Below are 13,587 nucleotides of genomic sequence, written 5' to 3'. Positions count from 1 at the left end.
GATCTTAGTCGATTGCGGCGATGACGATGAACTCGACCTTGTACTTCGGTGCGGCGAGCTTGGCCTCGCTGGTGGCGCGTGCCGGCGTGTTCTTCGGGTCGACCCAGGCTTCCCAGGCAGCATTCATTTCCGCAAAGTAGGAAATGTCGGAGAGATAGATCAGCGTCTGAAGAATCTTCGACTTGCTGGAACCTGCAGCGGCAAGCAGACGATCGACTTCGGCAAGCGCCGACTTGCACTGATCGGTCACGCTTTCGCCTTCGCCGACCTGACCTGCGAGATAGACGGTGTTGCCGTGGATGACCGCGCCGCTCATGCGGGCGCCGACGTCGATACGCTTGATGCTCATGATGTTCTCCTGAGTTTTATGAAATAAAGGGCGCGGCCGAAAGCCGCGCCAAAAGATCAGCCGCGAATATGATGGGTCTTCTGATAGATCGCGGTCGAGCGTGCGCCGGAACGGCAATAGCCGAGCATCGGGCGCGGAAATTCGTCGAGTGCGTCGACCATGCCTTGCACGGCTTCCTCCGTCACGCCCATCGGGCCGACGGGCACATGCGCGATGTCGAGGCCGAGTTCCTTGGCGCGGGCTTCGATCACGGAAAACGGCGTCTGATCCGGGCTTTCCTGATCCGGGCGATGGCAGACGATAGACTTGAAGCCCATCGCCTTGATCTGATCGAGATCTTCCAGCGTGATCTGGCCGGATACCGAATATTCGTCGTCGATCTGGCGGATGTCCATCGCGCGTTCCTCCTGAAAATCAATGGCAGAAGCTCTACGATGCGGGACCGGAAGCGTCAACAACAGTTCGCTCAGAGAAAGGCGAAGCGAAGCGCATAGCTGCGGCTCTCGCCCGGTTGCAGCATGTTGAACTCGCCGCCTGCTTGAAGCTCGCTTCGCGAGACCCAGCGATGAGAAACCGGTTCGATGCCGAAAACGTCGGCCGGCGTCTTCTGGTTCCGCCAGACCTGCAGGTGCGGCAGCGTATCCGCGCGGAAACGCACGCACAGCGTCTTGCCACCCGCCGCTTTCATGGGACCGAGACGGACTTCGGCAAAGCCATCCGTCATCGCTGGGGCCCCGACGCAAAAGAGGCCGCCAAGCTCTTCGCCGAAGGTCCATGGAAAACCGCCGCCTTCGAGCATCGTCCCTTCCAGCCGCGTACCGGCATCGAGCCATTTGCCGCCGGTATTCATGTGGTACATGAGGAAGGTCGGCGCCGCCCGGTCGCTGGTGTTGACCACCCGGTCGTCCAGCAAGACCTCCCCTGTCGCACCGTCGATGCGCCAAAGCCGTTCGATTCGCTGTGGCAATCCTTCGACGGTGACGATATCGATGTCGGCGCGGCACTCGGCATTGCCGTTTTCGAAATTGGTCCAGAGAACCTTGGCCGGATGACCGGAGGCCGAACCGTGCAGCGGGTAGGCCTTGCCATCCGTCCGCCCCGGGATCGGCTCGCGATGGCGGATGTGATCCGGACCGCAGGTGAAGAGAAAGCCTTCGAGCGAGTGGTCGATACGCGGATCGCCGTCGTCCGGGATGGCGCGCTTCGGCGCGATATCGACGCCGTCGACGATGCATCCGCCGATATCCATCACCGATGTTTCGTCGAGCATCAGGCGCGGCCCCTTGACGGCGGCAAACTCGATCATTGCGATTCCTCCCGATCTTCAAGCTGCCGTAGGGTTAGGATCCGTCCGCACTTTCGTCAATCGCGGCAAACCTGTTGCGCACAACCGGCGGTGCGCCATGGAACCCGCTTGCCAAACGAAACGTTTTGCCTCAGGCAGAAAGCAGGTAATTTTCATCTTTTGTTTAGTACGAATTCATAAATTCCACACTAGCGTCAAAATTCGCGGGTGTGTGTCGGCCAAATCACTGTTCGAGGTGTAAGACGTGAATCGCTTTTTGAAATCGGGGATGTCCCTCGCCGCAGTCGTGCTGGCCCTTGCCGCTGCCGCACCGGTTGCCGACGCGCAGCAGTACGGCCGCCGCCAGCGCGATGTCGTGATGGTGACGCCCGACGGTGCGATCATCGACTACATTCCACCGGGCGCCGACGTCTATTATTCGCGCGATCGCAACGGCAACCGTGTCCTGCTCGATGGTTACGGCAACGTCGTCGCGACGGAAATGCGCGGCAGCGGCTATTATCCGCGCCCGCCTGCCAGAGAAGCCCATAACGACGACCCCTACGACCCGGACAACAGCTACGGCAGCACGCGTTATGTGGAGCGCGGTGCCGTGACCGGCTCGATCCCGCGCGATGCGGAAATCCAGCGCGATCCACTTTACGACCAGCCCTATCCGGATGCCAACGGAGAAAGCTACCCGCAAAGCGAGGACTATGCGTCGATCGAACCGGATCAGCCGTTCCCGGGCGACATGGAACAGAGGCCGCCCTCAGAACCGGTCATCACGCTCAAGGGAAAATCGAAGCCTGAGATCGTCGCCATCCAGGTCTTCCTCGACCGCGCGGGCGTTTCTCCGGGCGTCATCGATGGCCATATGGGGTCCAACGTCACCAAGGCGATCTATGCCTATGAGCAGATGACCGGCGAAAAGCTCGACCCCAACAATACCGAAGCGATCCTCGAGCAGCTTCGCCTGTCGGGCGGATTACCCGTCACTAGCTACACGATCACGCCGGCAGATGCCGCCGGGCCTTATGTGGCCGCGATTCCGGAAGACTATTCGCAAAAGGCGCTTCTGCCTTCGATGGCCTATACCTCGACGACCGAAATGCTTGCCGAGCGCTTCCACATGGACGAAGGCTTCCTCAAGGAAATGAATCCGGGCGCAGACTTCACCGTGCCCGGCACGATCATCAAGGTCGTCAATGCCGGGCAAGCCAAGACCGGCACCGTCGCGAAGATTCTCGCGGACAAGGCCAAGAAGCAGGTCTTCGCCTATGACGCTGCAGGCAATCTCGTCGCCGCTTATCCCGCCTCGATCGGCTCCAGCGATACCCCTTCGCCCTCCGGCCTCGTCAACGTGGAACGCGTCGCTCTGAACCCTGGCTATACCTACAACCCGAAGATCAACTTCCAGCAGGGCGCAAACGACCGCATCCTGAATATCCCGCCCGGCCCGAACGGTCCCGTCGGGACGGTCTGGATCGCCCTTTCGAGGCCGACCTACGGTATTCACGGCACGCCGGAACCATCGAAGATCGGCCGCACCCAGAGCCACGGCTGCATTCGTCTGACGAACTGGGATGCCACGGAGCTTGCCAAGATGGTGAAGCCCGGCGTGACGGTCGAGTTCGTCGATTGAATTGTCGTCAGCGGCAGGGCAAGCCTCTGCCCCTCATCCGCCTGCCGGCACCTTCTCCCCTTTCTGACGGGAGAAGGGAGATATGCCGCACCATGTCCGTTTCTCTTAGCCATTTCGCAAGTCAGTCCATCGCCCCTTCACGGGGAGATGGTTAGGGTGAGCGCGTCCGCCACGAACACAAGTTTGAGCCGAGCCCAAACAAGAAAACCGCCGGATCGCTCCGGCGGCTGGTTCAAATAATCCCAATATTCAAGCCGCTGAACGGATCAGCGGTCCGGTTGTCCGTGCGGAAGCGGGAAGCTTGGCCGGCACCTTGCGAATGATTTCCTCGGCAAAACAGAGCGCATTCTCGCAGGCCTTCTCGAGATTGGAAACCCGCATCGGGTCCATCTCGTGCAGCGTGCCGCCGCAATCGAAGATGTCGCGGAATGCCGCACGCTCGATGATCGCCGTATCGAGGACCGGAACGTTCCGCTCGTTGAGCAGCGCCTTGACGAGTTGCAGTGCACGGGTGGTCACCATTGAATTGACACGGGTAAGCACCACCGAATGGCCGATCTTGATGCCCGCCTTCTCATCCAGATACTGCAGCAATTCCAGCACCTGCGCCCCGCCGCTCGCATCCATGGCACAGCCCTGGATCGGGATCAGCACATGGTCGGAGAGGCCGATTGCGGTGGCCAGCAGCGGATTGCGGGCGCCCGGCAGGTCGATGATAAAGTAGTCCGTGGAATGCTTGTTCTCGCTGATGTGCTGCGGAAGCGAGGCGGACGTCACGAAGTCGATGACCTGTATATTCGCCACATGGCCGGAAATCTCGTGCCAGCGCGAAATCCAGTGCTGAGGATCGGCATCGAGAATGGTGATGCGGTAACCTTTGCGGGCAAGTTCCGTCGCGAGCAGAAGGACAGCCGTGGTCTTGCCTGCTCCGCCCTTGGTGTTTGCAAATGTGATGACTGGCATGTTCGATCCTCGAAGGGAAATATCACGAGCCGGATATCGCTCTCTTGCGCACTTTCGGGTTCATCGTGCGGTTAACGTATCCTTTCCGATGATGGTTAACAAAATCCAAACAAACGCGCCGAAATTGCAGCCCGCATTTTTCACATCCCTAAAAGTTGGGATGCCGGAAAATGAAAAAAGCCCGGAAAGCTTGGGCTTTCCGGGCAAGTTTTAACGGTCCGCCTTATGTGATCAGAAGCAGTCTTTGAAAAGCGTCTTGGTATTTTCGAGCGTCATCGGGACGGGATTGCCGCCCGCGCTCGGGTCTTCGATTGCCATCGCCGAGAGCGCGTCGATCCGGTCCGGTGCGATTCCCATGGCCGAAAGGCTTTCCGGAACCCCGAGTTCAAAGCGAAGCTTCAGCACGTAGTCATAAAAACCGTCGAAGCCGCCGGAGATGCCGAGATAGGCCGCAGCGCGTGCGATCTTCTCTTCGATCGCTGCGCGGTTGAAGCGCAGTACCGCCGGCATCACGACGGCATTGGTCATGCCGTGATGCGTGTTGTAGACGGCGCCGATCGGATGCGACAGCGCATGGATGGCGCCGAGGCCCTTCTGGAAGGCGACAGCGCCCATGGCGGCAGCCGCCATCATGTTGGCGCGGGCTTCGAGGTCGGTCCCTTCCTTATAGGCACGCGGCAGGAATTCCTTGACGAGGCGCATGCCTTCCAGCGCGATCCCGGCAGACATCGGATGATAGAAGGGCGAGGAATAGGCTTCCAGGCAATGCGCAAAAGCATCCATGCCGGTCCCGGCGGTGATGATCTTCGGCATGCCGACCGTCAGCTCCGGATCGGCGATGACGACGCCCGGCAGGAACCTTGGATGGAAGATGATCTTCTTCACATGCGTTGTGGAATTGGTGATGACGCTGGCGCGGCCGACTTCCGAGCCAGTGCCGGCCGTCGTCGGCACCGCAACGATCGGCGCAATGCCCTCGACGCTCGCACGCGTCCACCAGTCCCCAATATCCTCGAAATCCCAGACCGGACGCGTCTGGCCGGCCATGAAGGCGACGCATTTGCCGAGATCGAGGCCCGAACCGCCGCCGAAGGCGATGACGCCGTCATGGCCGCCGTCCTTGAAAGCCTTCACGCCGGCATCGAGGTTCTTCTCGTTCGGGTTCGGATCGACGTCTGCAAAGATCGCGCGGCCGAGGCCTGCATCTTCCAGGATGTCGAGCGCATTCTTGGTAATCGCCATGGAAGCCAGGCCGCGATCGGTAATCAGCAGCGGCTTCTTCATGCCGAGGCTCTTGCAGGCGTCCGCCAGCTCCTTGATGCGGCCGCGGCCGAGCTTGACGGCTGTCGGATAGCTCCAGTTGGCTGTGATATTGCTGCTGCTCATGCTGTGACTTTCTTGAGGTGATAAGATTTCGGGCGCGTCAGATTATGGAAGCCGATGATCGACAGCGAGCCGCCGCGCCCGGTTTCCTTGACGCCGGTCCAGCACAGCGCCGGATCGAGGTAATCGGCACGGTTCATGAAGACGGTGCCGGTTTCGATTTCGCGGCCGAGCCGCCCTGCCCGCTCCGGGTCCTTCGTCCAGAGCGAAGCCGTCAGCCCGTACTGGCTGTCGTTCATCAGCGCGATCGCTTCGGCGTCGTTCTTGACCTTCATGATGCCGACGGCCGGGCCGAAGGTTTCTTCGCGCATGAAGGCCATCGAGTGATCGACATTGACCAGAATCTGCGGCGCGAGATAGGCACCGCCGTCATCCTGCGGGAAGAGCTTCGGATCGATGAGCGTCCTGGCACCCTTCGAGACGGCATCGGCGATCTGCTCGCGCACGACCTTGGCGAAACGCTTGTTCGCCATTGGACCGAGCGAGGTTTCCGGATCGAGCGGATTGCCGAGTTTGTAATTGGAAACCCAGGCGACCGACTTCTCGACGAAACTGTCATAGAGCGACTCATGCACATAGATGCGCTCGATGCCGCAGCAGCATTGGCCGGAATTGTAGGTCGCGCCATCCATCAGCGTATCGACGGCCGCATCGAGATCGGCGTCCTCCATGACGTAGCCCGGATCCTTGCCGCCGAGTTCGAGGCCGAGGCCCGTAAAGGTGCCGGCTGCAGCCCGCTCCATGGAACGCCCACCTTCGACCGAACCCGTGAAGTTGATGAAATTGAAGCTTCCTGCCGCAATCAGCGCCGAGGTCGTTTCGTGATCGAGGAACACGTTCTGGAAGACATCCTCAGGAACACCTGCCTCGACAAAAGCCTGAACCAGGCGCTCGCCCACCAGCAGCGTCTGCGACGCATGTTTCAGGATAACGGTATTGCCTGCCATCAGCGCCGGAGCGATGGTATTGATCGCCGTCATATAAGGGTAGTTCCACGGGGCGATCACGAACACGACGCCATGCGCTTCACGCTCGATACGGCGCTCGAACGTATCGCTCTCTTCGACAACAAGCGGCGCCAGCGCGTCGGCAGCGATCGACGCGACATAGTTGGAACGCTCGTTGAAGCCCCGATATTCGCCGCCATACTTGACCGGCCGGCCCATCTGCCAGGCGAGCTCCGGCACGACGAGATCGGACATCTCGTTGAGCCGCGCGACGCCTTTGAGCACAAGCTGCACGCGCTCCTCCAGCGGCCGCTTCGCCCAGGCCCTGTGCGCCTTGCGGGCGCGGGCGACAACGTCCTTAGCCGCCTCTAGCGAGAGCGCCGAGCGCTCTGCGTAAACCGATCCGTCGACCGGCGAAATGCATTGGATCATAGTCATGATCGAATCCTGTCTTTGTATTCTTCAAATCTCTTCGGGCACCAGCCCCTCATCCGCCGGCCGACACCTTCTCCCCACAAGCGGAGCGAAAGGAAGTATGCCGCACCGGTCTCGTCAATCGCATCGCCCCGGGGGCAATTTCCCTTGCCCCCGTCAAAGCGGGTTAGGGTGAGGGCAAGCAGCGACACGCCGCAAAATGCCTTACGCCCTTTCAAAGCCTCTCGCCACTTCCCAATCCGTCACGCGACGGTCGTATTCCTCCTGCTCCCATTCGGCAGCGCGCGTGTAGTGGTCGATGACGTCGTTGCCGAAAGCCTTCCGCAGCATCTTCGATTCCGTCATGGCGACCGTCGCGGCACGAAGCGTGTGTGGAATCTCGCGGATATCTCGCGCTCCATAGGCGTCGCCGACGAACGGCGCTTCGAGTTCGAGCCTGTTCTCAATCCCCTCAATGCCAGCCGCCAGCAGTGCTGCAAAAGCGAGATACGGATTGAGGTCCGAACCGCCGACGCGGCATTCGATTCGGATCGCCTTTGTGTCGTCGCCGCAGAGGCGGTAGCCGGCGGTGCGGTTGTCCTTGCTCCAGATCGCCTTCGTCGGCGCGAAGGTGCCCGCCATGAAGCGCTTGTAGGAGTTGATATAGGGCGCCAGGAAATAGGTGATCTCGCTCGCGTGGGCGAGAAGGCCGGCCACGTAGCTCCGCATCAACGGCGACATGCCGTATGTACTCTTCTCATCGAAGAACAGCGGCGTCTTGCCGTCGGCGCTCCAGAGCGACTGATGGACATGAGAGGAGCTGCCGGCCGACGTATAGCTCCATTTGGCGAGGAAGGTGATCGCCTTGCCCTTCGACCAGGCGATTTCCTTGCAGCCGTTCTTGATGATGGCGTGCCTGTCAGCCATCGTCAGCGCGTCGGCGTAGCGCACATTGATTTCCTCCTGCCCCGCCGAAGCCTCACCCTTGGAATTCTCGACCGGAATGCCCGCACCCTGCAAACCGGTACGGATCGCCCGCATCACATCCTCTTCCTTGGTCGTCTGGAAGATGTGGTAGTCCTCGTTGTAGGCGCTCGCGAGCTTGAGATTGCGGTAGCCGGCGGCATGCGCAGCCTCATAGGTCTGGTCGAAGAGGAAGAATTCCAGCTCGGATGCCATGAAGGCCTTCATGCCCATGTCTTCAAGGCGCTTGACCTGCTTCTTCAAGATGGCGCGCGGCGAATGCGGCACCTCTTCGTGCGTGTGATGGTCGAGCAGATCGCAAAGGACCAGTGCCGTTCCTTCGAGCCAAGGAATGCGGCGCAGCGTCGAAAGGTCCGGTTTCATCGTGTAGTCGCCGTAACCCTTCTCCCAGCTCGTCGCCTTGTAGCCAGAGACGGTTTCCATCTCCATGTCGGTCGCGATCAGATAGTTGCAGCTATGCGTTTCCTTCCAGGCGCTTTCGAGGAAATATTCCGCCTGGAAGCGTTTGCCCATCAAGCGGCCCTGCATGTCCACCTGGCATGCGAGAACCGTATCGATGCGCCCTTCGGCCACGTCCTTCTTGAGATCATCGAAAGTATAGCTGTTGCTCATCATTTATCCGCCTGAAATCTGGATTGGAAACTCGGGGCAACGAAATGGCATGCAGCGGCGGCCATGACCGACCAGATGCCTTTTCGTTGAACCGGTGATGGGGCCGCGCGAACGGCGGCCCCGCCATTTGAGAGGGAAGCTCGATTTTCTTACGCTTCGCCAACGGCCTTTTCGGCAGCCGCGATTTCAGCCTGGCGCTTGGCGACTTCCTCGCCGATCGGCGGGCCCTTGAAGCGGCGCTTTTCGAAGCCGTACCAGACGACGCCAGTCACAACAAGGAAGCCCACGGTGATGTAGAGCGCCCAGTCATTCGGCGGCTGGATGCCGAGAACGAAAATAAGCACCATTGCAATGATCGAGAGCACGGCAAAGAGCTTGAACATCCCCTCGCCGAGGTTCCACGGCCCCATCTTGTCCCACTTCGACGTACCCCAGGCGAAAAGGCCGAGCGTGATCGGGATCGCGAAGGAGAAGAAGAGGAAGATGACGGTGCACGAAACGACGATGGTATAGACCGGTGTTTCGCCGATCGAAACGAGCGACGAACCCCACACGAAGAGGACGGCGAGGATAGAACCCGTCCAGATCGCGGCAACCGGCGTGCGGTGTTTCGGGCTGACCTTCGACAGTGCCTTTGATGCCGGCAGACCGCCGTCACGCGAGAAGGCGAAGATCATGCGTGAAACCGAGGTGACGGTTGCGAGGCCGCACAGCCATTGGCTGACCAGAATGGCAAGATACAAGATGTCCTTGATGATCGGGTTCACCTGGCTGTCCATCGCCCAGAAGAACACGTTCCAGCCCTGCTTGGCTGCTTCGTCCATGCTGGGCAGCATCAGCACGAATGCGCAAAGCATGATGTAGCCGAAGAGCGCCGACCAGAGCACGGAGGAGATCATGCCGCGCGGCACGGAGCGCGCCGCGTTTACGGTCTCTTCCGACGTATGCGCCGACGCGTCATAGCCGGTGATCGTGTAGATCGGCAGCAGGAGGCCGAGCAGGAACACCCAGGTACCGGACGTGGCAGGCCAGACATTGCCTCCAGTTTCGCCCGAATAGTTGGCGAAGGTAAAGAGACGGCCGAACTCGTAGGACGGAGCAGCGATCAGGCAAACTGCGGCAAGCGCGATCGCCGTGGCGAAGATCAGGTAGCCAGAGAAGTCCGTGAGCTTGGCCGTCAGGCCGATGCCCATATGGTTCACGAGCGCCTGCGCACCGGTGATGATGATCAGGAAGACGATGCGAACGAATGTCGTGTCCGTCAGCCCGAGATAGCTCGTGCCGAAGGAGCCCATGAAGAAGTAGTAGGTACCGACGTTGATGGCACCGAGCACCGTCACGAGGCCAAGCAGGTTGAACCAGGCGGTCAGCCAGCCGGTGAAGCGGTTGCCGAGGATGGAACCCCAGTGGTAGAGGCCGCCCGCGGTCGGATAGGCGGAACTGATCTGCGCCATCGCAACGGCGAAGACGAGCGAAATGAAGCAGCCGAGTGGCCAGCCGATGCCGATCGCAGCACCACCCGCGCCGGCAGTCGCCTGCGCCAGCGAATTGATACCGCCGGAAAGGATGCAGATGATCGAGAAGGAGACGGCAAAGTTCGAGAACGAACTCATCCGCCTTTCCAGTTCCTGGGCATAGCCCATCGAATGCAGGATGCTCATATCCTGCTTCTTATCAAGTTCGGTATAGTCCGACATGACTTCCCCCTATTTGACGATCAGCAGCGGAATTGCTGCAGATCCAGTGCCAAAGTTGCCCGCGGCTTTCGCCATACGGACAGATCGCAGTTAGACTGCTCCCTGGGGTCTTTTCTTTTATGGTCAGGCTTCCAGGCTTTGCTGGAGGAGCCCTGTCAGATAGTCGGCCATGACCCCTTGGCCGGCATCGTCGCTGATGAGGTCGTTGCGGACCTCGATCATTACATTGCGGAGCCCGTTCGACAGCCCGTGCAGGATCAGCGTGTGCGTCACGCCGTCCTCAGGGCCATAGGGCTCGTTGCGTTCGGTTTTGTAGAGCGGCGCGTCAGCCGCCCCTGCCAACATGCTGTCTGCCAGGCGGCTGTCGGCATCGTGCAGGATGCCGAGCTCGACGGCACGCTCCTTGCCATTATAGACCGGCGTGAAACTGTGAATAGTGACGATGACCGTCTCCTGCCCCTGCGCCTGACGGTCCTTGATGAGACGGCTTACTGCATCGTGGAAAGGAAAATACAGCGCTTCGGTACGGGCCTGCCGCTCCTTTGCGCTCAGATTCTGATTGCCGGGGATGGCATAGATTTCGCTCTTCTCGGGCATTGCGCCCGGCGATTCGGGCGGGCGGTTGCAGTCGTAGATCAGACGAGAGAAGCGCTGAAAGACGAGTGTTGCGTCAAGCGCCGTCGAGATGCCGCGTGCAACGGCCAAAGCGCCTGGATCCCAGGCGATGTGGCTATTCAACGCTTCCTCGGAAAGGCCGAGATTGCCGAACTGCTCGGGTAGCGCTCGCGAGGCGTGTTCGCAGATGACCAGCAACGGGCTCTTTCCTTGCGGCCGCTCGATGCCGACGCAGTCTCCATCCGCTTCGCTTAGAATCTTGAGCTGAATGAGCACCTACCCGCGCCTGCCCTTCCCTTAATAAAATCCTTACAAGAAAAGAATTCTTCAGTCTTCGGGCGGTGTCAAGCGCGCTCTGAAAATTTCTTTTCATGACAGTGGTTGACATGGATTGTGACAGCGTTGTTAACTTTGAGTGGGAAAGTGGCACAAGACCAATCCCGGGGAGCAAGATCGAGTGAGCGCCGCGTCGAAGACGGTTTCGGACGTCATCCATTCGCATTTCGAAGCGCTGACGCGCGCCGAGAAGCAATTGGCCGAGAGTCTGCTGGATAACTATCCCGTTTCAGGGCTGGGCAGCATCACCACGATTGCCGAAAACGCCGGCGTCTCGACGCCCACCGTCGTCCGCATGGTCCAGAAGCTCGGCTTCAAGGGGTACCCGGATTTCCAGGCGCATCTGCATCAGGAAGTCGAAGCGACGATCTCCAATCCGATCGCCAAGCACGACCGGTGGGCTTCCAATGCGCCGGGCACCCATATCCTCAACCGTTTCGCCGATGCCATCATCGGCAATCTGCGCCAAACGCTGAGCGATCTCGACACCGCGACCTTCAACAGCGCCGCTGCCCTGCTTTCGGATCGCAAGCGCGGCCTTTATTTCGTCGGCGGTCGCATCACGGGCGCGCTTGCCGAATACTTCTTCACCCACATGCAGGTCATCCGGCCGAATACCGCCCTCTTGTCGTCGAACTCGTCGAGCTGGCCGCAGTATGTTCTCAACATGAATGCCGGCGACCTGCTGATCATCTTCGACATCCGCCGCTATGAGCAGGAAATGGTAAGCCTTGCCCAGGCAGCCCGCACGCGCGGCGCCGAAATCATCGTCTTCACGGACCAATGGGGATCGCCGGCGGCAAAGCTCGCGAGACACGCCTTCCGCGTTCAGATCGAGGCACCGTCGGCTTGGGATTCCTCCGTCGTCACGCTCTTTATCGTCGAAGCGCTCATCGAAGCGGTCCAGAATACCACCTGGGACGAGACGAAGGAGCGCATGAAAACACTGGAGGGCCTGTTCGAACAGACAAAGCTCTTCCGCAAACCCGGCTAGGAGGAGAGGCAGGAACGAACAAAAACAATGAGGCTGCGTGAAGGAAATAGAACTGCGTGTCGCAGACGAAACAGAGTTCGAAAAATACTGGAAATCATAAGAAAAACGAACGTCATGCGACCGTCATACAAGCTTCATGCAACGCCAGTAACAGCATCGCCAGACCACTGAAAACCGAAGGAGAACAACAGTGATCTCTAACATTTCTCGACTGCTCTCGCTTTCTACTGCGATCGTCGTAGCTTCGACTGCGATTGCCGCAGCAGAACCGAGCGCCGAACTCATCGCTGCCGCCAAGAAGGAAGGCACGCTGACGACCATCGCTCTCCCGCACAACTGGTGCGGCTATGGCGACGTCATTGCCGGCTTCAAGGCCAAGTATGGCATCGAAGTCAACGAACTGAACCCGGACGCAGGTTCGGGCGACGAAATCGAAGCAATCAAGGCCAACAAGGGCAACACCGGGCCGCAGGCTCCGGACGTCATCGACGTCGGTCTCTCCTTCGGCCCGTCGGCCAAGGCTGAAGGCCTCATCCAGCCCTACAAGGTCTCCACCTGGGATTCCATTCCGGACTCCGCCAAGGACGCCGACGGCTTCTGGTACGGCGACTACTACGGCGTTCTTTCGTTCGTCGTGAACACCGACATCGTCAAGAACGTCCCGAAGGATTGGGCCGACCTGAAGAAGTCCGAATATGCCAACACCGTTTCGCTCGCTGGCGATCCGCGCGCTTCCAACCAGGCTGTTCAAGCCGTCTATGCCGCTGGTCTTGCCGCGGGTGAAAAGGATGCCACGAAGGCTGGCGAAGCAGGTCTTGCTTACTTCGCAGAGCTCAACAAGGCCGGCAACCTCGTTCCGGTCATCGGCAAGTCCGCGTCGCTCGCTCAGGGTTCCACCCCGATCATCGTCGCCTGGGACTATAACGGCCTCTCCTGGCGCGACAGCCTCAACGGCAACCCACCGGTTGAAGTCGTCGTTCCAGCATCGGGCGTCGTTGCCGGTGTCTACGTTCAGGCGATCTCCGCCTTTGCTCCGCACCCGAATGCAGCCAAGCTCTGGATGGAATACCTCTATTCCGACGAAGGTCAGCTCGGCTGGTTGAAGGGCTATTGCCACCCGATCCGCTTCAACGACCTTGCCGGGAAGGGCCTGATTCCGAAGGAACTGCTCGACAAGCTGCCGCCGGCTGAAGGCTATGCCAAGGCTGTCTTCCCGACGCTCGACGAGCAGGCCGCAGGCAAGACCGCCATCACCACCAAGTGGGACAGCGTCGTCGGCGCCAACGTTCAGTAGGCATGACTCCGGCCTCCCCGCCCTTATAGCGGGGAGGCATTTTCTTTCACTCCGACGCCCCGGATGAGC

At 60.0% G+C, this 13,587-nt stretch carries 12 protein-coding genes; 3 read left to right on the top strand and 9 right to left on the bottom strand.

From position 1 onward, the window contains the following. Nucleotides 1–4: 4 nt before the first annotated feature. The 3 genes from A3C3_RS0109340 to A3C3_RS0109330 all read right to left on the bottom strand — a co-directional run bounded on the left by A3C3_RS0109340 (nucleotide 5) and on the right by A3C3_RS0109330 (nucleotide 1,655). Complete coding sequence (locus tag A3C3_RS0109340; protein ID WP_022714339.1) at nucleotides 5–349, bottom strand: RidA family protein; 345 nt, start codon at nucleotides 347–349, stop codon at nucleotides 5–7. A gap of 56 nt (nucleotides 350–405) precedes the next feature. Beyond that, nucleotides 406–744 (bottom strand): protein tyrosine phosphatase family protein, encoded by a 339-nt coding sequence (locus tag A3C3_RS0109335; protein WP_022714338.1) that lies wholly within the window; start codon nucleotides 742–744, stop codon nucleotides 406–408. A gap of 71 nt (nucleotides 745–815) precedes the next feature. After that, on the bottom strand, nucleotides 816–1,655 hold the full coding sequence (locus A3C3_RS0109330; RefSeq protein ID WP_022714337.1) for a DUF4432 family protein: 840 nt from the start codon (nucleotides 1,653–1,655) through the stop codon (nucleotides 816–818). 244 nt (nucleotides 1,656–1,899) lie between these two features. On the opposite strand from A3C3_RS0109330, the gene A3C3_RS0109325 reads away from it, so the two are divergent. After that, entirely contained in the window at nucleotides 1,900–3,279 is a 1,380-nt protein-coding gene (locus tag A3C3_RS0109325) for a L,D-transpeptidase (RefSeq protein ID WP_022714336.1), read from the top strand. Nucleotides 3,280–3,528: 249 nt separating this feature from the next. On the opposite strand, the gene A3C3_RS0109320 is transcribed toward A3C3_RS0109325, so the two are convergent. From A3C3_RS0109320 to A3C3_RS0109295, 6 genes are all read right to left on the bottom strand, one after another. Then, complete coding sequence (locus A3C3_RS0109320; protein WP_022714335.1) at nucleotides 3,529–4,242, bottom strand: ParA family protein; 714 nt, start codon at nucleotides 4,240–4,242, stop codon at nucleotides 3,529–3,531. Between the two features lie 231 nt (nucleotides 4,243–4,473). After that, nucleotides 4,474–5,628, bottom strand: coding sequence for an iron-containing alcohol dehydrogenase (locus A3C3_RS0109315; protein ID WP_022714334.1), 1,155 nt, complete (start codon nucleotides 5,626–5,628; stop codon nucleotides 4,474–4,476). Further along, nucleotides 5,625–7,010, bottom strand: coding sequence for an aldehyde dehydrogenase family protein (locus tag A3C3_RS0109310; protein WP_022714333.1), 1,386 nt, complete (start codon nucleotides 7,008–7,010; stop codon nucleotides 5,625–5,627). Before A3C3_RS0109310 ends, A3C3_RS0109315 begins: the two co-directional genes overlap by 4 nt. Before the next feature lie 201 nt (nucleotides 7,011–7,211). Further along, nucleotides 7,212–8,582 (bottom strand): glutamine synthetase family protein, encoded by a 1,371-nt coding sequence (locus A3C3_RS0109305; protein WP_028739519.1) that lies wholly within the window; start codon nucleotides 8,580–8,582, stop codon nucleotides 7,212–7,214. A gap of 149 nt (nucleotides 8,583–8,731) precedes the next feature. Beyond that, nucleotides 8,732–10,279, bottom strand: a complete 1,548-nt coding sequence (locus A3C3_RS0109300; protein ID WP_022714331.1) for an amino acid permease — start codon at nucleotides 10,277–10,279, stop codon at nucleotides 8,732–8,734. A gap of 123 nt (nucleotides 10,280–10,402) precedes the next feature. Continuing rightward, on the bottom strand, nucleotides 10,403–11,170 hold the full coding sequence (locus tag A3C3_RS0109295; RefSeq protein WP_022714330.1) for an N-formylglutamate amidohydrolase: 768 nt from the start codon (nucleotides 11,168–11,170) through the stop codon (nucleotides 10,403–10,405). A gap of 181 nt (nucleotides 11,171–11,351) precedes the next feature. Here A3C3_RS0109295 and A3C3_RS0109290 point away from each other — a divergent pair, with 181 nt between their 5' ends. Next, nucleotides 11,352–12,224, top strand: a complete 873-nt coding sequence (locus A3C3_RS0109290; protein WP_022714328.1) for a MurR/RpiR family transcriptional regulator — start codon at nucleotides 11,352–11,354, stop codon at nucleotides 12,222–12,224. A 190-nt stretch (nucleotides 12,225–12,414) separates the two neighbouring features. Beyond that, nucleotides 12,415–13,518, top strand: coding sequence for an ABC transporter substrate-binding protein (locus tag A3C3_RS0109285; RefSeq protein ID WP_022714327.1), 1,104 nt, complete (start codon nucleotides 12,415–12,417; stop codon nucleotides 13,516–13,518). Nucleotides 13,519–13,587 lie beyond the last annotated feature (69 nt).

Source organism: Rhizobium mongolense USDA 1844, assembly GCF_000419765.1.
Classification (GTDB): domain Bacteria; phylum Pseudomonadota; class Alphaproteobacteria; order Rhizobiales; family Rhizobiaceae; genus Rhizobium; species Rhizobium mongolense.
The sequence above is the reverse complement of the archived record's forward strand: the minus strand, read 5'-3'. Positions and strand labels throughout refer to the sequence as shown.